The organism is Actinomycetota bacterium, assembly GCA_041658625.1.
GTDB lineage: Bacteria > Actinomycetota > JAHEXW01 > JAHEXW01 > JAHEXW01 > JBAZZW01.
The window spans coordinates 105379-128069 of the sequence record JBAZZW010000002.1; the positions used below are offsets into that span (position 1 = coordinate 105379).

Genomic DNA, 22691 nt, shown 5'->3' on the forward strand with positions numbered 1-22691 from the left:
GAAAGGAGGCATTTTGCATATTGTTGTTTGTGTAAAACAAGTACCTGACACGCAAGAAGTCAAGGTCGATCCAATAAAAGGGACGCTTATCAGGGCCGGCATCCCGTCGATTGCCAATCCGTATGATATGCATGCGTTGGAAATGGCGCTTCAGATCAAGGACAAGTACGGAGCGAAAATCACCATTATTAGTATGGGTCCTGACCAAGCGGCTGACGTGATAAAACGGGCCGTTTCTCTGGGAGCCGACGAAGGCGTTCTCCTTTCGGATAGGGCTTTCGCGGGCTCAGACACGCTGGCGACGTCTTATATCCTTTCGCAAGCGATCAGAGCGATTGACAAGAAAGAGCACGTCGACATCGTTTTCACGGGCAAGATGGCGATTGACGGCGACACCGCCCAAGTCGGCCCCGGCATTGCCTGCCGGATGGGTTATGCCGTTATGACCTACGTCGTGGGTGTCAGAGAAGTTGACGACAAGAAGAAAAAGATTGTCGTCGAGCGCCGCCTGGAGAAAGGCGTTGAGGTTGTCGAAGCCGACCTGCCGGCGCTGTTAACCGTTATGAAAGAAGCGAACGAGGTTCGTTACGCCGCGCTGCCAAGGTTGGTTGATTCGATCAGATACGAAGTCCCCGTTTGGACGACGGAATTGTTCGATCTAGACGTGTCCCAATGCGGCCTGAAAGGCAGCCCGACTCAGGTCAAGAAGATTTTCCCGCCGCAGCCGAAAGAGGTAGACACCGTGATGGTAACCGATGAAATCAAAGAACCGGCTGCGATTGCTAAGTTCCTGGTCGACAAGATTGAGGAAGCGGGGTTGTTGCCATGAGCAAACCCGCCGTTTGGACATTAATCGAACAGAATGATAACCAAATCGCCGGCGTTAGCTGGGAACTTATCGGCAAAGGCCGGGAGCTGGCCGACGACCTGGGCGGCGAACTATGCGGCGTCCTGGTCGGCCACAACGTTAAGAACCTGGCAACAGAGGCATTCTATTACGGTGCGGACAAGGTCTACGTTATCGATGATCCGGTTTTGGCTTACTACAGGACGGAGCCGTATGCCCATGGAATCTCGGAGCTGGCCAAGAAACACAAACCCGATGTCTTTCTTATGGCCGCGACTACGCTTGGCCGCGACCTGTCGGGGGCGGTGGCGACCCAATTGTCCGCGGGTTTGACGGCGGACTGCACGGTCCTGGAAATCGACCCGGAGACGAAACTGCTTCATCAGACCAGGCCGGCTTTCGGCGGGAACATCATGGCGACCATTTTCTGCGCGACGGCTAGGCCGCAGATGTCGAGCGTCCGCCCGCGGCTGCTGCCGGTGCCTGAACGCGATACAAAGCGCACGGGCGAGGTCGTTGAGGAGAGCTTAGGCTTGAAGGAAGAGGACGTCAAGACGCGCCGTTTGGAGTTTATTCCAGACGAAGGCATGTCAGTTAATATCGAAGACGCTGAATATATAGTGTCGGGCGGCCGCGGCTTGGGTAGTCCGGAAGGCTTTGAGACTGTCAGAGACGTGGCCGAAGCCCTGGGTGGAACTGTCGGTTCCAGCCGTCCGCCAATTGACGCAGGCTGGATGCCTTACGCCCATCAAGTCGGCATGTCCGGCCACACCGTTCGGCCCAAAGTCTACATCGCGGCCGGAATCTCCGGAGCGGTGCATCACCTGGTCGCTATGGAAGGCTCGGATATGATCATTGCTATCAACAAGGACCCTGAGGCGCCGATCTTCAAGACGGCGGACTATGCGGTTGTGGCCGACCTGTACGAAGTGTTGCCGGCCTTGACCGCAGAGATTAAGAAACGGCGCAAGGGGGCGAAGTAGATGAAAGAGAGATTTGATTTAATCGTTGTCGGCGCCGGGCCGGCTGGAACAATGGCCGCATACATCGCTGCCAAAGCGGGCTTGAGAGTCATTATCTTCGAGCGCGGCGAGCAGCCCGGAACCAAGAACATGTTCGGCGGCGTTTTGTTCTGTCACGACCTGGCTGAAGTGATCCCGGACTTCTGGGATTCGGCTCCCATCGAAAGGGTGGTTATCGAGGAAAGATACTATCTGGTATCGGATGATTCCGCAACCACCATCGCCCATCGTGAGAAGGCTTTTAGCCAACCGCCATATAACGCCGCGACTATTATGAGGGCCAAGTTCGACAAGTGGTTTGCCGACCAAGCTGTTGCCGCGGGCGCTCTATTGGTCTGCGAGACGCTGGTCGAGGGCCTGATAATGGAGAATGGTAAATGCGTCGGCGTTCGCACCGGCCGCGAAGACGGAGACGTCTTGGCCGACTGCGTTATTGTCGCCGAAGGTGTGAACTCACTCTTAACCAGGGATGCCGGCATACATAAAGAATGGAAATCTCACGAGGTCGGCGTCGGCGTCAAGGAGCTTATCAAATTACCGAAAGAAGTTATCGAGAACCGGTTCAATTTAACGAATAACGAAGGCATCGCCATGCGGATCCTTGGTTTAACCAGCGGAATGATGGGCGGAGTCTTCCTTTATACAAATAAGGAATCGATTTCGATCGGTATGGTCGCCATGGTTCAAGATATGGCCAAGCACGGCTACAAACAATACGATTTGATGGAAGAGATAAAAGCGCATCCGATGATTGCTCCTCTCATTGAAGGCGGACATACGATCGAGTACACCGCCCACATGGTGCCAGAGCAAGGTCTGAAATCGGTTCCCCAGCTGGTCCACGACGGCCTTTTGATTGCCGGAGACGCCGCTATGGTCTCCAACCTGTTGACCGGCGAAGGCGTTAACCTGGCCATGACGACCGGCCGGTTGGCCGGAGAAGCGGTTGTCTCGGCTAAGGAAAAGGGCGATTTCAGTTACAACGGATTGTATAGATATCAAAGCGCCTTGGAGAACAGCTACGTTATGAAGGACATGAGGCAGTTCAAGGATTTCACGGGCTTCCTTCACGACAATCCTGACATGATGAATCTGTATCCGCAGCTGGCCAACGAATTTCTGGGAGGTTTGCTGAAAGCCAGCGGCCGACCTAGAGGCGAGACGGCTCGCGCTCTCCTCAGGGAAATGAAGAAAAAGAAGTCATACACCGCCATTGGCAAAGACATGTGGCGCGCTTGGAGGGCGATTAGATGAAACTCGAAGATAAACTATTTCTGGACCGCTACATAGTCGACGAGGAACACGCGCACCTTAAGATAAAAGACCCGGCCAAGTGCAAGGATTGCGAGACGAAACAATGCCTTTCCATCTGCCCGGCGAATGTCTATGTCTGGGAAGACGATCATGTCGAAGTAGCCTATATCGATTGTCTGGAATGCGGCACCTGCCGGGTGGCGTGCGACGAGTTCAACAACATCGAGTGGGAATATCCGCGCGGCGGCTTCGGCGTGATGTTTAAGTTCGGTTAAACGTTTGGTATAATAAGAACAACAAATTATTACATAGCTATTTCGCACCAGTGCCAAGTCAAACGAAGTCTTGGGGGTGGGTGACGAAAAAAAGTTTAGACCTGAATACCAGTTTAATGGTTTCGGGTCTTTTGTTTTACCGGGCTCAAACTAGGTAATAGGTAAAGGGGGTGATTTTATGAGTAGAGCCTTAATAATAACTCTGGCTGTGGCCGGAGTAGTTCTGCTGCTGATGGTTGTATCGTTTGTAGCGCTTGAGCAGCCGGTGACCTGCGGTATCTGTCACGACGAAAAGACTATCGTCGATTCGTGGCGGACGACGCCGATGGGGAAGAAGAACGTGATCTGCATGGACTGCCATTCCGACAGCGGTTTTTTGGCGCGGGTGGGAACTCACATCCGGGGGGCGGCTTACCTTATAGCGGGCGAGCGGACAAAGAAAGCGGACGTCCCCACGGAAAGGTGTCTGATGTGCCACTTCGCCTACAAAACGGCGTCGGAACAAGAGACGGCGGCCAAGCACTACAACTACTACATGAAACCGGGAACCACGTGCCAGGACTGCCACTTGCAGATGGCTCATGTTGTACTGGACAAAAAGTCGCTGCCGAAAACGGTTGCCGACGGTTGGGCAGGCGTCGACGTGTGTAAGAAGTGCCACGAAAGAACGTTCATGCGCTGGGAAGAGGAGTCGCGGCACGCCGAGGCTATGCAGACCCTTCAGCCGAAGAATATCGCCAACGACAGGTGTTTGGGGTGTCACACGGTTGGATACAAGAAGAAAGGTTTCGTCAGCCTGGAGAAGACACCGAAACTGGGCAGCGTGCAGTGCGAGAACTGCCACGGCAAAGGCGAGAAGCACATCCAGCAGCCAAAGGCTAACAATGTGCCCAAGGCGTCACTGGCAGCCAAGATGTGCGGCGAGTGTCACAGCGGAAGCCATCACAACACTTTCAGCGATGCGGAATGGAAGAGCACGAAACACGCCGCCGCGCTGAAGACGTTGGTTGACATGGACAAAAAGACGCCGGGCGTTGTGAAAAACGAATGCTTGCTGTGCCATTCAGCCGACTACATCCTGGCGCCGGAAGACAAGAAGCCGACGCTAAAAACGGCGAAAGAAACGTTGACGTGCCCGGCCTGTCACGACGGCCACTCCACGCGGACACGTCTACCAAAAGAGGAGTTGTGCCAGAGCTGCCACCAGGCCGAGAACCTTAAAGTCGGCGACGCGGTTCATCACCCGACAAAGGAGATGTATCTGGGGAAGGTTATCCCCGGGAGCGGCGTCTTCGGGCCTCCGGTGTCGAAGCATGTGCTTAACGCGATCGCCTGTCCGAACTGTCATATGATTCAACAGCCATATGTCAGCGAGGAGCAGCCGGCCAAAACCGGTCACGATTTTATGCCTAAACCGGAAGGCTGCGTGAAATGCCACAACGCCTGGACAACGGATGTCGCGGCGGCTAAGATCGCCGAGCTTCAAGCGCCGACCAAGGCCGCGCTGGACGAGCTGAAACCGCGCGTAGATGCGGCGAAGGCAAAGTACAAGGAGCTGTCGAATAACGGCAAGAAAAAGGTCAAGGATAATATCAAAAAGCCTTATGACTTGTTGGTTCTTGGGTATGATATTGTCGCCCAAGACAGCTCCAACGGTTTCCACAACCCGGAATACGCGGCCAGAATGATTGATCTTTGCCGCACCAACTTGCCGGTGTTTGAGGCAGCCGTCAAGTAATCTGATTTGTACGGAAAAATGCACCGGGCGGGCTTGTCCCGTCCGGTGCTTCCGTTTACTATTAGGTATTAAAGTCGATAGGCTCGCTTAGCTCAGTGGGAGAGCGCTTCTTTCACACGGAAGAGGCCGTAGCCGGCCAACGCCTGGCCAGGCCGATCCGCCTCTGGCGGAGTTCAAATCTCGAGGCGGTAGCCTCGATACGAAAGATATAATAAGAATCATATATGCGGGCGCTTAGCTCAGTGGGAGAGCGCTTCCTTCACACGGAAGAGGCCGGAGGTTCAAATCCTCTAGCGCCCACCATAAAACATTCCGAGATTCCCATGACAAAACACCCGAGAATAGATCGAGAAGCGAAGACCGTTACGGCAATGATAGAAATATACTGCCGTGATCACCACGGAGCGACGGTCGATTTGTGCGGCGAATGCCGTGAGCTTAACGACTACGCCTTGCGCCGTTTAGAGAAATGTCCCTTCCAGGAAGGCAAGACGACCTGCGGCAACTGTCGTGTTCATTGCCATAAGCCGGACATGCGTGAATCAATCAGGACTGTAATGCGTTATTCGGGTCCCAAAATGGTCTATAGGCACCCGGTTATGGCTTTGCGCCACGTAAGCGACAGCCGTCGCAAACAGCCGTTGAAGAAAGCGAAAGGTTAAGAGGAGCGCGAATAGCGCCAGTGCTGAAGTTCCGCCGCGCTTACAATCACCAGAAGGAACAATGAAATCGCGCCGGCGATGATTCCTATCAGTTTCAACCAGCCGAACGGGGTTGACGGCAGGATCGTGCTGGCGGCCGGCTGGCCGCTTGTCTTAAATTCCAGATCAGCTGAACTTGCCTCCAGATCGGCCGGACTCTTGCTGAACACACGGTAATGGTAAACGGTTCCCGGAGACAGCCCCCGTAAAGTGATCGAATGCGCGGTTACGTCCTTGTTGGTTCGTGTTTCGTAATCGTAGGCGGCGGTACGGCCGAACTTAACCTTGCTGTCGGCTTTCATATCCGTCATCCAGGTGATTGTCACGGAACTATTTTTAATATCGGACACGTTGACTTCCATGATGGCGGGTGCTTTCCCTTCGGCTATTGACAATCCTACGGAGGGAGTCCCGGATCCGCTGGCCGGCGGATTGTAGTAAACGACCAGGTAAGGCTGGTTCTTAGGAGCTTCGCGGCTGTTGAAGACCGCGCTATAGGTAGCCTTACCCTTATAGTCGAGAAAGACCCCATAATTAGGGAAGGTGTTCGCTAGCCAACCGGACACGAAGGCCGTCATATCAACGTTCTTGTTGCCCCTGTTGTCGCTAATGGTCGCGGTCTTCTCAAGTCCCGGACCGGTCGGCCGGTTATTCCACGTAAGCGCCGCCTCGTCCCAGTCGCTGGTAGCCCTAAAAGCTTCGATCTCTACAGAGTTTCTGCCGGTCATATCCTTCAGATAAAGTTTCAGCGTCGCTTCATTAATGGTCGAGCCCGAGGGAATCAACGATAAGTCGAATTTAAGGAAAGGCTGGCTCAGGCGGTCCGATCTAGCGTCAAACCGACTTATCAAAAAGACGTCTTGGCCATATGCCGAAGTGGGATTGTCGCTATCGACGTAAGTGTCGACCACCGGACTTAGCATAACCATATCGCCCTGAGCCGGACCGGCTATCAAAAGGATAAGGAACAGGGAGAACGTTAGGGTAAGCGTTATGCGTCTCGTGAGTTGAAGGCAATTCATCACAGACATGATAACACGCTGACGCCTTCAAAGCGTGGGTGCATGCTTTGCTGTATAATCAAGCCGATGAATGACATCCTGCGCGGCATCACCGCTTTCTTTGGCGACCTGGTGCTTAAATATGGGGTCTTGGGTCTGGCAATCGGCATGTTTGCCGAGAGCTTGGGGATTCCAACCGCTTCAGTTGTCCTTGAGCTGACCGCGGGTCCGCTTATCCTTTCCGGAAAAACAACTTACCTAGAGGCGGTACTCTTTGCGACGCTGGGTCTGACTTTGGGATCGATTGTTAGCTACTATCTAGGTTTTTATAGCGCTGACCTCGGACGAAAGATTATGAATAAGGGCGGACCGAAGGTTAAGGAGCAACAGACCAAAGCGCGGAGATTTATCCGCAAGTACGGTGATATCGGCATCTTGTTCGCCCAGTTATTCGGTCCCGCCAGGACGTGGATCTCCGTACCCGCGGGAGCCATGAAATTGGATATCAAGAAATTCGTAATATATACGGCCATCGGCGGAGCCCTCTACTGCTCTTTCGCCATCGGCCTCAGCGTCGCGTTAACGGGCGTCTTCCGTGCTCTTTACTTGAAACTCTTAGCTCAACTGAACTCCCCGATCGGGGCCGGCTTAATTGTAGCTTTCGCGATTGCTTGCCTGGTGGGCAGCGTGTATCTTGGGTTAAGGTTGTTTAGCGATGACGGGACGTAAGTTCTTGCTTAGGCTATTGATGGACATACGCTAGAAAAGGATGTGACAGTTGGAAATCGGTGACAAGCATATTGAACATCCGTATCTTGACATATTCACTGTCATTCTAGTAATCGTCTTAATCGCCGGAGCCGGCCTCTGGTATAGAAGTTACTCCTCGGCGCAGATGCAGCGTGAGAAACAGGCGGCCAGGCAAAAAGCGCGCGTCTCGACGCTTTTCATAACTTGATGGAATCCTGCGTGGAATTTCTAATTCTTGATGCTCAGGTTGACGCCACCCTCGCCCAGGTCAAATCAAAGATTGATTCCAAGATAGCGGATCAGAAAAGCTGATTACGAGGTCCCCGGCGGCGCGGATACGAATCCTTCCGACAAAAGCAACCTGCGGTAACTTAAACGGAAGCTTGTTTCTTAATGCACTTGGCGCAGAGGCTCATTTTTTTCGGCTTGCCGTCTACTATCAACGTCGCTTGCTGGATATTTGGTGTCCAGCGGCGGCGGCTTTTTTTATGGCTATGGCTTACGTTATTACCGAAAACGGGTTTCTTCCCGCAGAGCTCGCATATTTGTGACACGTGTTCCTCCTGAATGGTAGTTGGTGATTAGAGGTTGGTTGTTAGAAAAATCTCTCGCTTATCAACAGCTAACTACTAAAGACTAACTACTAATTACAGCACAGTGCTTCATTATACGGGCAGCCGCCCAAGCCGGTCAAGCTTATGATAAAATCTTGGACACCGACACATTATCCGGGAGGAGCTGCAAAATGTCAGAGGCAAAACCACACGGCCGCATTCTGATTAGCGAAGAAGCCATCGCGGAACTGGCCGGTCATACCGCGACACAAAGCTATGGAGTCGTTGGCATGGACCACCCTTCGTGGGGCGCGCGCTTACGCAGATTATTCAGACTCGACGGGCAGGGCCGCGGGATAAGAGTCACCTTAAACGACGAAGACGTGCAAATCGATTTATATATTGTGGTCGAGAATGGCACCAACATGCGGGAAATTTCTCGCAACCTCGCCGAACAGGTAACCTATACCGTCGCTAAACACACCGGTCTAAATATCAAGGAAGTAAATGTCCATATCTCAAACATCAAAATCTGACGACAAAAGCCATATCGGGGCGTCAGGCGTATACGGCATTACCGCCGGCTGGCTGAGTGCGTTAGACGAACACCGGGATGAGATAAACGCCCTTAACGTTTTCCCCGTTCCTGACGGCGACACCGGAACCAACATGTATCTGACCTTACAGACAGTCATGGCTGAGGTAAACGCGGCTCCTGACAAGACCGTCGCCGGCTATGCCAAATCGATTAAGGATGGATCGCTAAAAGGGGCCAGAGGCAATTCGGGAGTCATCTTGTCACAGATCCTGCGCGGCGCCTGCGATGTCATAGCCGATCAGCCGGAAGTTAGCGCCAAGATCCTGGCGAAAGCCTTAACCAGAGGCAGCGATACTGCCTACGAGGCTGTTATGAAGCCGGTCGAAGGCACGATGCTAACCGTTGTCAAGGACATGGCCAGGGAAGCCCGCCGGATGGCCAGGAAGACTGAGAGCATACGCGAGGTGTTGGAGTCGGTGCTGGCCGAGGGGAAAGCGTCGCTTGAACGGACGCCCGATCTGCTACCTACGCTAAAGGAAGCAGGCGTTGTTGACGCCGGCGGGAAAGGCCTGGTCATTATGGCGGAGAGTACTTTAGCGACGCTGACAGGAGATAGGGTTTGGCTTGAACCCCCGGTGGACTATGTGAAGACACCTGCCGCCGCAGCGTTCGAGGAAGAAGAAATCGATCTGGAATATACATATTGCACGGAGTTTGTCGTGAAGAGCGAGGATTTCAACCTGAATGAATTTCGCGCCGAGCTCGACGGACTGGGCGGCAGTTTACTAGTTGTCGGCGAGAACGGTATCACTAAAACTCATATTCACACCAATCAACCGGGACGCGTCTTGACCGCGGCTGCCGTCAGAGGCGAGTTAACCGGTCTTAAAATCGACAATATGCGGGAACAAAGTGAGGCCAAAGCCGCCGGCAGGGAGGACGAGAGTCCCGTCAAACAAAAACCGTTGGGCGTCGTAGCGGTTGCGTCGGGAGAGGGGATAAAGAAGATTCTCCGCAGCTTAGGCGTGGAGGCAGTCGTCGACGGCGGTCAGACGATGAATCCTTCAACCGAGGATCTTGTCCGGGCGGTTGAGCAACTTCGGGCGGACAGCGTGATCATTCTTCCGAATAATAAGAACATAATCCTTACCGCACGGCAAGCGGAGAAACTGACGGATAAGCGCGTATTTGTTATTCCCACCAAAGCGGTTACAGAGGCTTTTGCCGGCCTACTGCAATATGACGAGAACCGGGACCCCGAAACCGTGGCGGCCGCTATGACGGGCGCGGCGGCGGCGGTCAAGACCGCTGAAATAACTTGGGCCAGCCGCGACTCCAACGCCAATAAGCAAAAGATAAAGAAGGGCGACATCATCGGCATCGCTAGCGGCGACCTTGTCGCGGGCGGCAGAACAATCGGAGAAACGGCCCTTAAGCTCCTGAAAGCGCTGATCGATAAGGATAGCGAAATAGTATCTCTCATTAGAGGAGAGAACTTTGACGAAGAGGCGGCCGCGGCCGTCGCCGCAAAAATAGAAAAGGACTATCCGGACGTCGAAGTTCATGTTTACGAAGGCGGTCAACCGCTATATCCGCTGATCATGGGGGTAGAGTAGCGATGCGAATCGGAATCGTGACTGACAGTACGACGGATAGGACGCCCGAAGAGTATAAGCAAATCGACGTGACGATGGTACCGTTGGTCGTCAGATTCGGAGACGAGGTAAAACGCGATTGGATCGATGTTGAGCCCGCTGAATTCTATAAGAGGATGCGGTCGTCCAATATTCTGCCGCAGACTTCGCAGCCGTCCGTTCAAGATTTCGTGGACGCGTATCACGCTCTCGCCAAAGACTACGATCATATCATCTCTATCCACTTAACCTCGAAACTTTCCGGAACAGTTCACAGCGCGGAAGCGGCCGCCGTGATGGTCAAGGATGAAATACCGGTTACGGTTATCGACAGCGAGGTCATATCGCTACTATTATGGGTGGTCGTAAAAAGGATCGACGCTGCCAGAAGGGCCGGGAAGAGCTTGGATGAAATCTTGAATATGATCGATGACAGTAAGCGACGCGCCAAGCTCTTTTTTAGCGTCGACACCATGAAGTATCTGGAAAAAGGCGGCCGGATCGGCAAAGCTCAGGCGTTCTTAGGCCAATTGCTTAGCATCAAGCCGATTCTTACGCTGACCGACGGCGGTATACCGACGCCGAAAGCGAAGGGGAAGGGTACCAAATCGGCGATCAGGGATATGGTCGCGTTCGCGCAAGAAGAGATAGAAAAACTACCGGTCGGGGAGCCTCCGGCTTTGGTTATGGCTCACGCCGACTGTCTTGATACGCTGGCTTATATGGAGCATTTGGTCGACGTAGCCGGGTTGCCTTATTCGGAGAAACTAACCGGTTGGATCGGAGCGGTGGTTGGGTCGCATCTCGGCCCCGGAACGCTCGCCATAGGCATCATTTAGAGGTGAGTAACGTGATGCTGGTGATGGAAGTGAACAAGAATCACTATCATCACTTAAATCACTTTTGTCACTTAACCTAAAAGATAGCAAGAACAAGAGGAGTCATATATGAGAATCGGGATAGTTACGGACAGCACGGCTGATCTACCACTCGAGTACTACACAAAGAACGACGTAGTTATGGTTCCGTTGACTGTACATTTCGGCGACGAAGTCTACAAGGACTGGACAGATATGCCGCCGGACAGGTTCTATCCGACCATGGAAGCGTCAGTGGCCGCGGGGATTCTGCCGAAAACAAGCCAACCGCCTGCCGGTGATTTTGTCGAGACCTATAATGATTTGGCGACCAAGGGCGTCGACCATATTGTCAGCATTCATATATCGGCAAAACTTTCGGGCACGCTGCAATCGGCCAAGGGCGCGACCGGGATTTTCAAAACAGTCCCGGTCACCCTGATAGACAGCGAAAACACGGCCCTGTTAATGGGATCATTTGTCAAAGAGCTGGTGGCAGCGAGAGACGCAGGCGCGGACGCGGACGAGCTGGTCGCCGTGGCGAATCGCTGCAAGGAATGGGGGCGAATGTATTTTACCGTAAAGACTCTTAAGTATCTTGAACTGGGCGGCCGGATCGGCAAGGCATCGGCTTTGCTAGGCACCCTCTTATCCGTTAAACCGCTTCTTACATTAGAGGACGGCGCGGTTAATGCGAAAGGCAAGGCCTCCGGCGCCAAGAAAGCCATGACTGAGATTGCCAACCTGGTCAAGGGGGAAAGTGACAAGCGGCCGGCCGATTATAAGAGCAAACTTATTCTAGCCTACACGGATAATCCGGAAGTCCTGGATTTGGCGCAAGCGGCTGTTGACGCGGCCGGCGTAAAGTACGATTCAGTCGAACGCGGTCAGGTCGGGTCGGTCATCGGAACGTATGTCGGACCGGGCGCGTATATGATCGGCATTCTATAGGCTGACGTGCTATACTCCTCTTGTACATTTGTATAATAGGAGTATCACATGGAAATAACCGTCGCCGAGATTCTAAAGAGCGATTTTCTTAAAGGCGCTAAGGTTATCGCTGGTAAGAAAGGCCTCTACCGGCCGGTATCGTCGGTTACCGTGGGCGAAGTGCCGGACATAGCGGACTGGCTAAAAGGCGGGGAGGCAGTCTTAACCACCCTCTACGCCGTAAGCGAAGACCCCCAAGCCCAACTTGAATTTGTCCGCAAGATTGTTGACAGCCCCGCGGCGGCTCTTCTCATTAAACCGGGCCGTTTCGTTAAAAATCTGAACCAGGATATCGTCAAGACCGCCAAAGAAGCCGATTTTCCTTTGATTGAGGTTCCTCAGGATGTCCGCTGGACGGACCTTGTTCGCGACATATACGACAGCATGATCAAGACCGAAGTGGAAATCCGCATGAAAGGCGACCTGATCGACGACTTGCTGGCCGGACAGTTCAAGGCGGACGAGCTGGTGAGGCGGGCTAGTTTTTTAGGTGCCGATCTGTCGGCCGGAAGCCTGGCGATGTATACGGATGTAGATTCCCTTAGCGCCGCCATAAGCAAGAACAATCTCGACGAGCAAGCCGTTCAGAAGCTTAAAAGAGAGATTCTGAACGCCGCCACCTGGGTGGTCCGCTCATATAGCCGCAACAGTCTGATCAGCTTGAAAAGCGATAACGTAATAATCTTTTTAACGCCCCCCGAAGGTCGGGCCGAAGTCGACATTAGACAGGATTCTGTACGGTTGGCGGAAGAGATAAAAAACAGCTTCTCCGCACGGTTCAAAGATGTGACTATTTCGGTCGGCTTGGGTCGTTTTTACCCCAGCCCGGAACAGATGATTGATACCTTAGAAGAAGCGAGGACGGCCTTAAGTATCGGTCGGACGCTGGGCCGCGTTGATAGCATCACCATGTTTGACGATGTTGGAACATACAAGTTGCTCTTACGCGCTTACGAACAAGAACCGGCAGAGCTGCAGCTGCTGTACTCCGAATCCGTCGCTCCCCTGGTTGCCTACGACAGACAACATAAGAGCGATCTGGTCGCGACGCTGGAATGTTTCCTGCGAAACGACCGTAACCTGAACGCTACAGCCGAAGAGCTGTATGCTCATCGACATACTGTTAGGTACAGACTGGAGCGGATAGCCGGGATATCAGGCCTGAACGTTGACAAGTCTGAAGACTTAGAAAGGCTGAGCTTGGGCCTAAAGGCTATGCGGTTGCTCGGTGGCTTGAATCCCGACAGCGTCACTTAAGCGCGGCCGGAACGCGGCTTTTAAGAAGAACGGGGTCACGAGCGTGGTCAAAACCGAGACCGCCACGATCATCGTGTACACGCTCGGACTAATCACATGCATAGATAGCCCCATCAATCCGATAATCAATCCTACCTCGCCCCGGGGAACCATTCCCAAACCTGTCTGCAACATGACGCGTTTGCCGTGACGGATCGTGCCTAAAGCCCCCGCGATGATTTTGCCAAGGATAGCCAGCATAAATAGGATGCCGATGGTCGATAAGATATGCGGCTTACCAAGGAAGCTCGCGTCGACATAAGTGCCCATAAGAACAAAAAACACGGGCGTCAACATGTGGCTGATCGGGCGCATCCGTTTTACCAGCTCGTCACTGTGTATCGTCTCGCCTAGAAAAACGCCTGCCAGAAACGAGCCTATGATAGCGGCTAAACCGAAACGATCGGCGCCAGCGGCGAACCCGAGCATTACGGCCAGAGCGACAATGAACGGCGCTTCCCCGGCGGCAAGTTTTTCAACCCAAGCGGAATGCTTGCGGGCGGCTCGGGTGCCGAAAATCATGAAGATTGCCAAAAAAGCCAGCATGCCGGCGCCAAGCAAGGCCAGACTGATTGGATTACCGTGACCGGAGGAAAAACCCCTGACGATCGCCAGGACCATCAAGCCTAAAATATCATCGATAACCGCCGCCGCCAGGATAATCCGACCGGCGATCTCATTTATTACTCCCATGTCCGACAGGACACGCGCCGTGATTCCGACGCTGGTTGCCACCAAGGCGGCGCCGACGAACGCGGATTCGTTCAAGCCGAATCCCAGATAGTAAAAGTACAAGAAACCGAACGACAGCGGCAGGACAACCCCTAGAATCGCGACGGATGAAGCCGCTCCCCCGATACGTTTAAGATCGTCAATGCGTGTCTCTAAACCCACCAACATCATCAGTACGACCGCCCCGATTGCGGCTATTGAGGTCAGTGTTTCCGACGGTTTTATAAGGCCAAGCAAAGATGGGCCGAGAAGGATGCCGACCGCTAGTTCACCGATAATCGCGGGTTGTCTAAGCCGGGCCATCAGTTCGCCAGCCGCGGCCGCCGCGATAACGATTATAAAAAGACTAAAAAAGACCGTTCCCGTACCCATCTCGCTCACCTCACATTAAATATTATTGCCCAACGGCGTTCAGGAGCATTATACAAATGGATAAAATAACGAGACCCATGTTTATCAAAAAGGCTGATGAAACTTACACGCCGAGCGTCTATCTTGTGAATATGTACAAGATTCATGGGCGGACCTGAAAAAAAAGGGGGGTGCTGTAATGATTGACGGTCCGGGAATTGATAACGACAACAAAGAAAGGAGGAAGATTATGTTAGGTAAGAAATTGAACGTACGAGTAATATATACCGCGGTCCTGACCGTAATCATGTTCATTATGATGACAGGCATCGCCCTGGCGGCCGACCAGACAGGTGCCGGTACGGACGGTAAGGCGGTATACGATCTCGTTTATTCCGGGCAAGCGCTTAAAGAAGCCATCGGTCGTAACTCCATCGCGATTAACTTCGTTTGGACGCTGGTGGCGGGCTTTCTGGTGTTCTTCATGCAGGCTGGCTTCGCGATGGTGGAAACGGGCTTTACCAGGGCAAAGAACGCCCTGCATACGATGATGATGAACCTGGTGATTTTCGTTGTCGGTTGCTTAGGGTTCTTTATGGTCGGCTTTGCCTTGATGTTCGGCGGTGTGGGCGGCGTCCCTTCGCTGGGCGGCGGCGCTGAATTGAATGGACTGTTTGAGATAATAAAAGGTTGGGGCATATTCGGCTACAAAGGATTCTTCCTGGTGACAGGCGGAACATATTCGGTCGTCGCTTATGCCTATTTCCTTTTCCAGGTAGTGTTCATGGACACGGCGGCCACGATTCCGACAGGCGCTATGGCGGAGAGGTTCCGCTTTAAACCATTCATTATCTACGGGTTTTTCATTTCCATGATACTTTATCCGTTGTACGGTAACTGGGTCTGGGGCGGCGGTTGGCTGGCCGCTTTGGGAAGAAATCTAAGTCTGGGGCACGGTGCGGTTGATTTTGCCGGTTCCGGCGTCGTCCACGCGGTTGGCGGTTTCTGCGCGCTGGCCGGCGCGCTCGCTCTCGGCCCAAGGATCGGTAAATACAATAAGGATGGGACGCCTAACGCGATTCCGGGCCACCATCTGCCGATGGCTTTTATCGGCACGATCGTCCTGATTTTCGGTTGGTTCGGTTTCAATCCCGGGAGCACCCTGGCGGGTACCGATCTCAGAATTGCCGTGGTGGCCGTCAATACTATGTTATCCGGTGTAGCCGGCGGATTCGCGGCGATGTTATTTATGTGGTTGAAATTCGGTAAGCCTGACGGCTCGATGACTGCCAACGGTATTTTAGCCGGGCTGGTTGCCATTACCGCGCCTTCGGCTTTCGTTGAGGGCTGGGCTGCCATCATAATTGGCGCAGTCGGCGGTATTCTGGTGGTAGTCAGCGTTCTATTCGTGGAAAGGAAACTGAAGGTTGACGATCCGGTTGGCGCGGTTTCGGTGCACGGCGTTAACGGGCTTTGGGGTCTACTCGCGCTTGGCTTGTTCGCAGACGGTACATATGGGATAGGCTGGAACGGTGTTGGCGCAACCGCGGCCAAAGGCGTAACAGGCTTGTTCTTCGGCGATCCGGGGCAGCTCATTGCCCAGCTGATAAGCATGGTGGTCGTGGTCGCTTGGGCGTTCGGCGCCTCGTTCATCTTCTTCAAGGTGCTGAACAGGTTCATGCGGCTCCGAGTGAAACCGGAAGAGGAGCTTGAAGGCTTGGATATGACTGAAATCGGCGCGCTGGCTTATCCTGAATTCTCGATTGTGCCGGGTACGGGTTATTCGGCAGAGAAAGTTAATGGCTTGAAAGGGGGAGAGCTGACATGAAAAAAGTTGAAGCGATCTTCAGACACATAAAGATGGAGGATGTTCGCGACGCGTTGGATAAGCTGGGCGTAAACGGGATGACCGTGACCGAGGTTAAAGGATCCGGCACGCAACGAGGCTACGAGGAAACTTACCGGGGCACCAAGATGACCATCCATCTGCGTCCCAAGATAAAGCTCGAGGCGGTTGTCGACGACGCCAAGGTTGATGTGGTAATCGAGACGATTATGGCCAATGCCAGAACGGGTGAGATCGGTGACGGCAAGATATTCATATACCCTGTTGAGGACGTTATCAAGATTAGGACCGGAGAACGCGAATTAACAAAGCCGGAAAAATAATCAGGTAGCAGAAAGGGCCGGCGTCCCTCGCGCTTGGGACGCCGGCCCGAAAAAGTAGTCATATTAAGATAAAGGTTTTGGCCATCGGGCCAAATAAATGCCCAAAAATATGGCTTTCCGCACAAAGACAATCTCGCCTCCTTTTTCTACGATAAAAACGTGGAAAGCGCGCCACATGTCATTTGACGTTCCTAAAATAAAAGGAGGCGAACATGAACACAGCAATAAATTCGGGCGATACCGCCTGGATTCTGATTTCGACGGCGTTAGTCATGTTGATGACGCCAGCGGTCGGCTTTTTCTATGCCGGCATGGTCCGGAAGAAGAACGCTTTATCGACCTTAACAATGAGCTTCGTTCTTCTGGCCCTGATTTCTATTCAATGGGTTCTGATCGGATACACTTTATCGTTTGGCCCGTCGGTGGGGGGTTTTATCGGCGGCTTGAAATGGATGGGGCTGACCATGGTCGGCCAGAACCCGAACGCCGATTACGCGGCGACAATTCCTCATCTGGCCTTTATGATCTTTCAGATGATGTTTGCCGCCATAACGGTTGCGCTGATAGTGGGCAGCGTGGTCGAGCGCATGAAGTTTAGTGCGTTTCTGATTTTCTCTCTGGCCTGGGCGACCCTCGTCTATGACCCGATCGCCCACTGGGTGTGGGGCGTCGGCGGTTGGCTAAGAACTTTAGGCGCGTTGGATTTCGCGGGCGGCACGGTGGTCCACGTAAACGCCGGTATTTCGGCGTTGGCTTTGGTTCTGATACTAGGCAAACGTAAGGGTTATGGCAAGGATAATATGGAGCCGCACAATATTCCTTTCGTCGTTTTGGGCGCGGCGCTCCTCTGGTTCGGCTGGTTCGGCTTTAACGGCGGCAGCGCCCTGGCGGCGAATGGTTTGGCGGCCAGCGCTTTCGTTGTCACGAACATAGCGGCGGCGGCGGCCGGCATCGCTTGGCTGTTGCTGGCCTGGCGGGAACGCAAACCGAGCGCCCTGGGCTTCGCCACCGGGGCGGTAGTAGGTTTGGTCGCCATCACTCCGGGTTCCGGGTTCGTTACGCCGTTGGCCGCCCTCGCGATTGGCGCGATTGCCGCAACCTGCAGTTATTATGCCATCAAGCTTCGCATGAAACTGCGCGTCGACGAGTCCCTGGACGTCCTCGGTTGCCATGGCGTAGGCGGAATGGTCGGCGCCCTGTTGACGGGCGTGTTTGCCAGCAAAGCTGTTAACGCGGCCGGCGCCGACGGGTTGATTTACGGCAATCCGAAACTACTGCTTATCCAAGCGGCCGCGGTAGCCGTAACAATCGTGTATGCGTTCGCCGCGACATGGGTGATCGCCAAGGTGATAGACCTGACGATAGGCCTGCGCGTGGCGGAGAAAGAAGAAGACGTCGGTCTGGATATGTCGCAGCACGCTGAGACGGCATACTCGCTGAGATAGGAGGGGGGAATAATGCTTAAGATAGAGGCCATAATCAAGCCGGAAAAGCTTGAGGGCGTGAAGGAAGCGCTTGACGCGAAGGGTCATAGCAGTATGACCATACAGGACGTTGAAGGCCGTGGCCAGCAGAAGGGTATCCAGCTGGAATGGCGGGTCGGCACCTATAACGTCGAGTTCCTTCCGAAAATCAAGGTGGAAATAGTCTGCGAAGAAGCCGACTGCCAGGAAATCATCGACACGATCGTCGAGGCGGCCCAGACAGGCGAGGTCGGCGACGGAAAGATATTCATTTCAGAGGTCAAGGATGTAGTCAGAATAAGGACGAAAGAGTCAGGCAAAACGGCCATTTAACAAGGAGGTAAGTACGTGAAGGCGCAAGACATCGGCAAAATAATCAAGGAACGAAACATAAAGATGGTGGATCTGAAATTCAACGATCTGCCGGGCCTCTGGCAACACTTTTCGTTGCCGGTTACCGAGGTGTCCGACATCGGAGATGAGACAAGCAGCATCTGGACCGAAGGAGTCGGGTTTGACGGATCGAGTATCCGCGGGTTTCAGAAGATCCAGGAAAGCGATATGATTCTGATCCCCGATGCCTCAACGGCGATCGTCGATCCAGTCTGCGAGATCCCGACGATTAGCCTCATCTGCGACATCTACGATCCTACGACCAAAGAACCGTACACGCGAGACCCGCGCTACATCGCCAAGAAAGCGGAGGCGTACCTAAAGTCGACTGGTATCGCCGACCTAAGCTATTGGGGGCCGGAGCTCGAGTTCTTTGTGTTTGATGACATCCGCTTCGACCAAACTGAGAACGCGGGATACTATTTTGTCGATTCGGTTGAAGGCGATTGGAATACCGGCCGCGACGAGAAGCCAAACCTGGGCTATAAACCTCGCTATAAGGAAGGGTATTTCCCGGTACCGCCGCACGATAGTTTCCAAGATATGCGCAGCGCCATGGTTCTGACGATGATTGAGGCCGGTATCGATGTGGAAGTCCATCATCACGAAGTCGCTACAGCGGGACAAGCCGAAATCGACATGAAATACAACACTTTGACGCTGATGGGCGACAGGATGATGTTATACAAATACATCGTCAAGAATATGGCCCGCAAGGCCGGCAAAGTGGCGACGTTTATGCCCAAGCCGGTCTTCATGGACAACGGTTCCGGCATGCATTGCCACCAGAGTTTGTGGAAGGGCAGCACAAACCTCTTTTACGACGCTAAGGGATATGCCGGCATCAGCGACACTGCCAAATGGTACATCGGGGGCTTGATTAAGCATGGACGCGCTCTGATGGCGTTCTGCGCTCCGACGACCAACAGCTACAAGAGGCTCGTTCCCGGTTATGAGGCGCCGGTTAACTTGGTCTATTCCAAGCGCAACCGGAGCGCCGCTATCCGCATCCCGATGTACAGCGAGAATCCGAAATCCAAGAGGGTGGAATTCCGTCCGCCGGATCCGTCCTGTAACGGCTATATGGCCTTCGCGGCCATGTTGATGGCGGGTTTGGACGGCATCCAGAACAAGATAGATCCGGGTAAAGCGCTGGAGCACGATATCTTCGAGATGACCGAGGCTGAGAAGATAGGCATCCCGCAGGTCCCCGGTTCGCTGGCCGAAGCGCTGGCCGCGCTTAAGGAAGACAGTGAGTTTCTGCTTAAAGGTGGCGTTTTCACGCCCGACGTTATCGACGTCTGGACGGAGTATAAACAGGCTAACGAAATCGACGAGCTGGCCTTACGGCCGCACCCGTATGAGTTCTACCTCTACTTCGATATCTAAGCTGTTTGATATAATCGGGGCGTGGTATCACTAACCGATTCAGTCAGGTACGTAACCGGAGTAGGTCCGAAGCTGGCCGAGAAGTTTCATTCGCTTGGCGTGGAAACAGCTCTGGACCTGCTCCGTTACTATCCCCGCCGCTATCTCGACCGGAGCGCCGTTTCCCCGATAAACAAAGTCAAAATCGGTGAAGAGGTCACCGTAATCGGAACAGTCGTCAAGGTCGATAAGAAATTCCTGCCCCACCGGCGCAAGAAGATTTTGACCGTTGATATTACCGACGGCGACGGGTACCTCTCGGCCGTCTGGTTCAATAACTGGTGGCATGCCGACAAGATGCCCGTGGGCACAGAGGTTTCGCTTAGCGGCAAGGTGGTGTTCAGCTACGGCAGGCTGCAAATAACTAATCCGGCGTATGACATTTTCGGAAGTGAAGAAAGTGATAAAGAAGAAAAGACTAGTGCGCCGCGCTGGAATACAGGGAGGATAACCCCCCTTTATCCAGCGAGCGGGGAAATCCAGACCAATACAATCAGGCGCGTTGTCGTCAACCTTCTTGAAAGTCTGCCGCCGCTTCCGGACCCGCTGCCCGGCGCGTTCATTAAGACCCGCGGCTTGATGCCGTTGCACGCGGCGATGCGCCAGGTTCATCTGCCGGACGACGCGGATTCGGTCAGGGCTTCCAGAAAGCGCTTGATTTACGACGAGTTCTTCTATCTTGAACTGGGTTTAGGGTTTAGGAAAGCGCGCCTGGAAAAGAACCTGAAGGGCTATAAACACGACACTCATGGCGAGTTGGTCGACACTTTCTTCGATGGATTGCCGTTCAAACTAACGGCCGATCAAATAAGAGTTATTGAGGAAATCAAAGAGGACATGGAAAAGCCGGCGCCGATGCACCGCTTGCTGCAGGGTGAGGTCGGGAGCGGCAAGACGGCCGTGGCCGTGGCCGCTTTGGTCATGGCGGTAAACGGCGGTTATCAAGGAGCGATAATGGCGCCGACCGAGGTCTTGGCCGAGCAGCACGCGTTAAAGATCGCCGAACTGCTGCCTGACGGCGTCAACCTGGCGCTTTTAACCGGGTCGACAACAACGGCTAAACGAGCTGACATTCTCGAGAAGGTAAAGAAAGGCGAGATCGATATCGTCGCCGGCACCCACGCGGTTATTCAGGAAGGCGTAGAGTTTAAGAAGCTTGGTTTGGCGGTCGTGGACGAACAGCATCGTTTCGGCGTACGGCAGCGCCTTGAGTTAAGAAAAAAAGGCGACGCGCCTGACGTCCTGGTAATGACGGCGACGCCTATCCCGCGGACGTTGGCCTTGACGCTTTACGGAGACCTAGATGTCTCCATTATTCGTGAATTGCCGGCCGGACGTAGGGAGATAGAGACCATCGTCGCCGACCAAAAACATCGCGCCGAAGCGTATGAGCTCATCAGGCAGCAGAGTGCGATGGGACGGCAAGCCTATGTCGTTTGCGCGCTGGTTGACGAGTCGGACAAGCTGGAGCTCAAAGCGGCCACAGTGGAAGCCGACCGTTTGAGATCAGAGGTCTTTCCCGATCTTAAGGTGGCTGTTTTGCACGGCCAGATGAAGCAAGCGGACAAGGAGCGGATCATGAGCGAACTCCGCGCCGGCGACCTGGATATCCTTATCGCGACAACGGTAATCGAGGTCGGCATTGATATTCCCAACGCGACAGTCATGCTTATTGAGAACGCGGAAAGGTTCGGCTTATCCCAACTTCACCAGCTTCGCGGCCGGATCGGCCGCGGCGAACATAAAAGCTTTTGCATTCTATTCGCCGACCCTACGACAGACGAGGCGAAGGAGAGAATGAAAGCTATAGCCGGGACAACGGACGGTTTTGAGCTGGCCGAAGCCGATTTGCGTATCAGAGGCGAGGGCCAGCTGTTCGGTCCGAGGCAATCAGGCTTGCCCGACTTAAGGATCGCCTCGGTCATCAGGGATCTGCCGCTTCTCATAGAAGCCCGCGACGACGCTTTCGCTCTTGTTAAGACCGATCCGGAACTCAACCGGCATCCGGCGGTGCTGGCCGAGGTCAAAAGCCGTTACGGCGACAGATTCGGCTGGCTGATGAGCGGATGAGAACCAACAACCCAACACTATCGTGCTCCAGGGCACGATAGTGGCACAGGTCAGAGGGATATTTTGAGAGTAATAGCGGGAATTGCCAAAGGCCATAAACTGAAAGCGCCGCCGGGGGACGCGACGAGGCCACCGCTCGACCGACAAAAAGAGGCTCTGTTCAGTATGTTGGGTGAGCAGGTCGAGGAGGCGGACGTTCTGGACCTGTTTGCAGGCAGCGGTTCTTTCGGTATCGAAGCTTTAAGCCGGGGAGCGAAGTCGGCGGTTTTTATCGACTCTTCACCGGAAGCCGCCGAAACCGTCCGGGACAACCTAGCACATACCAAAATGATAGACAAAGGTATTGTGATTAGGGATAATGTAATTACGTTCTTGGCCAAAAACGCCGCCGCGGGCGCTTCCTACGATTTGATTTTTTTAGACCCTCCCTTTAGAATTGATATGGTTGATTTATCGGCTGTCTTTGAGGCTCTCCTGAAAGGCAATCTGGTACGCGCCGGCGGTTTGGTCGTGCTGCGTCTTTTTTCTAAGATAGAGCCCCCGGACAGGCCCGGGTTTTCGCCAACGAAGAACCGCGCCTACGGAGATAGCCGTTTCTTGTTTTACGAGGTAGAAAGGACTGGTTAAA

23 protein-coding genes and 1 tRNA gene are annotated in these 22691 nt (G+C 53.7%); 21 read left to right on the forward strand and 3 right to left on the reverse strand.

What is annotated here, in order from left to right:
• Window positions 1-13: 13 nt before the first annotated feature.
• The 7 genes from WC891_05425 to WC891_05455 all read left to right on the forward strand — a co-directional run bounded on the left by WC891_05425 (window position 14) and on the right by WC891_05455 (window position 5798).
• Window positions 14-829 (forward strand): electron transfer flavoprotein subunit beta/FixA family protein, encoded by an 816-nt coding sequence (locus WC891_05425; GenBank protein MFA5867386.1) that lies wholly within the window; start codon window positions 14-16, stop codon window positions 827-829.
• A complete protein-coding gene (locus tag WC891_05430; GenBank protein MFA5867387.1) occupies window positions 826-1830 on the forward strand; it encodes an electron transfer flavoprotein subunit alpha/FixB family protein in 1005 nt (334 codons plus the stop codon). Before WC891_05425 ends, WC891_05430 begins: the two co-directional genes overlap by 4 nt.
• Window positions 1831-3123: an FAD-dependent oxidoreductase gene (locus WC891_05435; GenBank protein MFA5867388.1), complete on the forward strand. Its 1293-nt coding sequence runs from the start codon at window positions 1831-1833 to the stop codon at window positions 3121-3123. It abuts the gene before it with no gap.
• Window positions 3120-3398 (forward strand): ferredoxin family protein, encoded by a 279-nt coding sequence (locus tag WC891_05440; protein MFA5867389.1) that lies wholly within the window; start codon window positions 3120-3122, stop codon window positions 3396-3398. The genes WC891_05435 and WC891_05440 overlap by 4 nt, the downstream gene beginning before the upstream one ends.
• 178 nt (window positions 3399-3576) lie before the next feature.
• Window positions 3577-5136 (forward strand): cytochrome c3 family protein, encoded by a 1560-nt coding sequence (locus tag WC891_05445; protein ID MFA5867390.1) that lies wholly within the window; start codon window positions 3577-3579, stop codon window positions 5134-5136.
• 228 nt (window positions 5137-5364) lie between these two features.
• Window positions 5365-5439: transfer RNA gene (locus WC891_05450), tRNA-Val, on the forward strand.
• Between the two features lie 20 nt (window positions 5440-5459).
• Window positions 5460-5798, forward strand: coding sequence for a nitrous oxide-stimulated promoter family protein (locus WC891_05455; GenBank protein ID MFA5867391.1), 339 nt, complete (start codon window positions 5460-5462; stop codon window positions 5796-5798).
• Here the strand turns inward: WC891_05455 and WC891_05460 are convergent.
• Window positions 5795-6859 (reverse strand): DNRLRE domain-containing protein, encoded by a 1065-nt coding sequence (locus WC891_05460; GenBank protein ID MFA5867392.1) that lies wholly within the window; start codon window positions 6857-6859, stop codon window positions 5795-5797. The two genes, WC891_05455 and WC891_05460, sit on opposite strands and share 4 nt — an antisense overlap.
• 66 nt (window positions 6860-6925) lie before the next feature.
• On the opposite strand from WC891_05460, the gene WC891_05465 reads away from it, so the two are divergent.
• Window positions 6926-7567 carry a DedA family protein gene (locus tag WC891_05465; GenBank protein ID MFA5867393.1) on the forward strand — a complete coding sequence of 214 codons (642 nt, stop codon included), beginning with the start codon at window positions 6926-6928 and terminating at the stop codon, window positions 7565-7567.
• A 49-nt stretch (window positions 7568-7616) separates the two neighbouring features.
• On the forward strand, window positions 7617-7796 hold the full coding sequence (locus WC891_05470; protein ID MFA5867394.1) for a hypothetical protein: 180 nt from the start codon (window positions 7617-7619) through the stop codon (window positions 7794-7796).
• A gap of 163 nt (window positions 7797-7959) precedes the next feature.
• On the opposite strand, the gene rpmB is transcribed toward WC891_05470, so the two are convergent.
• Window positions 7960-8142, reverse strand: coding sequence for a 50S ribosomal protein L28 (gene rpmB / locus WC891_05475; GenBank protein MFA5867395.1), 183 nt, complete (start codon window positions 8140-8142; stop codon window positions 7960-7962).
• Between the two features lie 191 nt (window positions 8143-8333).
• On the opposite strand from rpmB, the gene WC891_05480 reads away from it, so the two are divergent.
• The 5 genes from WC891_05480 to WC891_05500 all read left to right on the forward strand — a co-directional run bounded on the left by WC891_05480 (window position 8334) and on the right by WC891_05500 (window position 13418).
• Window positions 8334-8678, forward strand: coding sequence for an Asp23/Gls24 family envelope stress response protein (locus WC891_05480; protein ID MFA5867396.1), 345 nt, complete (start codon window positions 8334-8336; stop codon window positions 8676-8678).
• The gene (locus WC891_05485; protein MFA5867397.1) at window positions 8650-10296 is read left to right on the forward strand and encodes a DAK2 domain-containing protein; all 1647 of its coding nucleotides are present in this window, start codon (window positions 8650-8652) and stop codon (window positions 10294-10296) included. The genes WC891_05480 and WC891_05485 overlap by 29 nt, the downstream gene beginning before the upstream one ends.
• A gap of 2 nt (window positions 10297-10298) precedes the next feature.
• Window positions 10299-11153, forward strand: a complete 855-nt coding sequence (locus WC891_05490; protein MFA5867398.1) for a DegV family protein — start codon at window positions 10299-10301, stop codon at window positions 11151-11153.
• 108 nt (window positions 11154-11261) lie between these two features.
• Window positions 11262-12122, forward strand: a complete 861-nt coding sequence (locus WC891_05495; GenBank protein ID MFA5867399.1) for a DegV family protein — start codon at window positions 11262-11264, stop codon at window positions 12120-12122.
• Between the two features lie 48 nt (window positions 12123-12170).
• The gene (locus WC891_05500) at window positions 12171-13418 is read left to right on the forward strand and encodes a PucR family transcriptional regulator ligand-binding domain-containing protein (protein ID MFA5867400.1); all 1248 of its coding nucleotides are present in this window, start codon (window positions 12171-12173) and stop codon (window positions 13416-13418) included.
• Here the strand turns inward: WC891_05500 and WC891_05505 are convergent.
• Window positions 13368-14561 (reverse strand): cation:proton antiporter, encoded by a 1194-nt coding sequence (locus WC891_05505; GenBank protein MFA5867401.1) that lies wholly within the window; start codon window positions 14559-14561, stop codon window positions 13368-13370. The genes WC891_05500 and WC891_05505 overlap by 51 nt on opposite strands.
• 178 nt (window positions 14562-14739) lie before the next feature.
• Here WC891_05505 and WC891_05510 point away from each other — a divergent pair, with 178 nt between their 5' ends.
• The 7 genes from WC891_05510 to rsmD all read left to right on the forward strand — a co-directional run bounded on the left by WC891_05510 (window position 14740) and on the right by rsmD (window position 22690).
• Window positions 14740-16368 carry an ammonium transporter gene (locus WC891_05510; GenBank protein MFA5867402.1) on the forward strand — a complete coding sequence of 543 codons (1629 nt, stop codon included), beginning with the start codon at window positions 14740-14742 and terminating at the stop codon, window positions 16366-16368.
• Window positions 16365-16709 (forward strand): P-II family nitrogen regulator, encoded by a 345-nt coding sequence (locus WC891_05515; GenBank protein ID MFA5867403.1) that lies wholly within the window; start codon window positions 16365-16367, stop codon window positions 16707-16709. The genes WC891_05510 and WC891_05515 overlap by 4 nt, the downstream gene beginning before the upstream one ends.
• 212 nt (window positions 16710-16921) lie before the next feature.
• Window positions 16922-18154, forward strand: coding sequence for an ammonium transporter (locus tag WC891_05520; protein MFA5867404.1), 1233 nt, complete (start codon window positions 16922-16924; stop codon window positions 18152-18154).
• Between the two features lie 12 nt (window positions 18155-18166).
• Window positions 18167-18505 (forward strand): P-II family nitrogen regulator, encoded by a 339-nt coding sequence (locus tag WC891_05525; GenBank protein ID MFA5867405.1) that lies wholly within the window; start codon window positions 18167-18169, stop codon window positions 18503-18505.
• 15 nt (window positions 18506-18520) lie between these two features.
• Window positions 18521-19954: a type I glutamate--ammonia ligase gene (glnA, locus tag WC891_05530; protein MFA5867406.1), complete on the forward strand. Its 1434-nt coding sequence runs from the start codon at window positions 18521-18523 to the stop codon at window positions 19952-19954.
• Window positions 19955-19975: 21 nt separating this feature from the next.
• On the forward strand, window positions 19976-22063 hold the full coding sequence (recG, locus tag WC891_05535) for an ATP-dependent DNA helicase RecG (protein MFA5867407.1): 2088 nt from the start codon (window positions 19976-19978) through the stop codon (window positions 22061-22063).
• Between the two features lie 63 nt (window positions 22064-22126).
• Entirely contained in the window at window positions 22127-22690 is a 564-nt protein-coding gene (gene rsmD, locus WC891_05540) for a 16S rRNA (guanine(966)-N(2))-methyltransferase RsmD (GenBank protein ID MFA5867408.1), read from the forward strand.
• Window position 22691: the final 1 nt, after the last annotated feature.

What these genes read in the sequence shown, in the direction of transcription:
- WC891_05430 (MFA5867387.1), top strand. Translation starts at nt 826, where the DNA reads ATGAGCAAACCCGCCGTTTGGACATTAATCGAACAGAATGATAACCAA.
- WC891_05435 (MFA5867388.1), top strand. Translation starts at nt 1,831, where the DNA reads ATGAAAGAGAGATTTGATTTAATCGTTGTCGGCGCCGGGCCGGCTGGA.
- WC891_05440 (MFA5867389.1), top strand. Translation starts at nt 3,120, where the DNA reads ATGAAACTCGAAGATAAACTATTTCTGGACCGCTACATAGTCGACGAG.
- WC891_05445 (MFA5867390.1), top strand. Translation starts at nt 3,577, where the DNA reads ATGAGTAGAGCCTTAATAATAACTCTGGCTGTGGCCGGAGTAGTTCTG.
- WC891_05455 (MFA5867391.1), top strand. Translation starts at nt 5,460, where the DNA reads ATGACAAAACACCCGAGAATAGATCGAGAAGCGAAGACCGTTACGGCA.
- WC891_05460 (MFA5867392.1), bottom strand. Translation starts at nt 6,859, where the DNA reads ATGAATTGCCTTCAACTCACGAGACGCATAACGCTTACCCTAACGTTC.
- WC891_05465 (MFA5867393.1), top strand. Translation starts at nt 6,926, where the DNA reads ATGAATGACATCCTGCGCGGCATCACCGCTTTCTTTGGCGACCTGGTG.
- WC891_05480 (MFA5867396.1), top strand. Translation starts at nt 8,334, where the DNA reads ATGTCAGAGGCAAAACCACACGGCCGCATTCTGATTAGCGAAGAAGCC.
- WC891_05485 (MFA5867397.1), top strand. Translation starts at nt 8,650, where the DNA reads ATGTCCATATCTCAAACATCAAAATCTGACGACAAAAGCCATATCGGG.
- WC891_05490 (MFA5867398.1), top strand. Translation starts at nt 10,299, where the DNA reads ATGCGAATCGGAATCGTGACTGACAGTACGACGGATAGGACGCCCGAA.
- WC891_05495 (MFA5867399.1), top strand. Translation starts at nt 11,262, where the DNA reads ATGAGAATCGGGATAGTTACGGACAGCACGGCTGATCTACCACTCGAG.
- WC891_05500 (MFA5867400.1), top strand. Translation starts at nt 12,171, where the DNA reads ATGGAAATAACCGTCGCCGAGATTCTAAAGAGCGATTTTCTTAAAGGC.
- WC891_05505 (MFA5867401.1), bottom strand. Translation starts at nt 14,561, where the DNA reads ATGGGTACGGGAACGGTCTTTTTTAGTCTTTTTATAATCGTTATCGCG.
- WC891_05510 (MFA5867402.1), top strand. Translation starts at nt 14,740, where the DNA reads ATGATTGACGGTCCGGGAATTGATAACGACAACAAAGAAAGGAGGAAG.
- WC891_05515 (MFA5867403.1), top strand. Translation starts at nt 16,365, where the DNA reads ATGAAAAAAGTTGAAGCGATCTTCAGACACATAAAGATGGAGGATGTT.
- WC891_05520 (MFA5867404.1), top strand. Translation starts at nt 16,922, where the DNA reads ATGAACACAGCAATAAATTCGGGCGATACCGCCTGGATTCTGATTTCG.
- WC891_05525 (MFA5867405.1), top strand. Translation starts at nt 18,167, where the DNA reads ATGCTTAAGATAGAGGCCATAATCAAGCCGGAAAAGCTTGAGGGCGTG.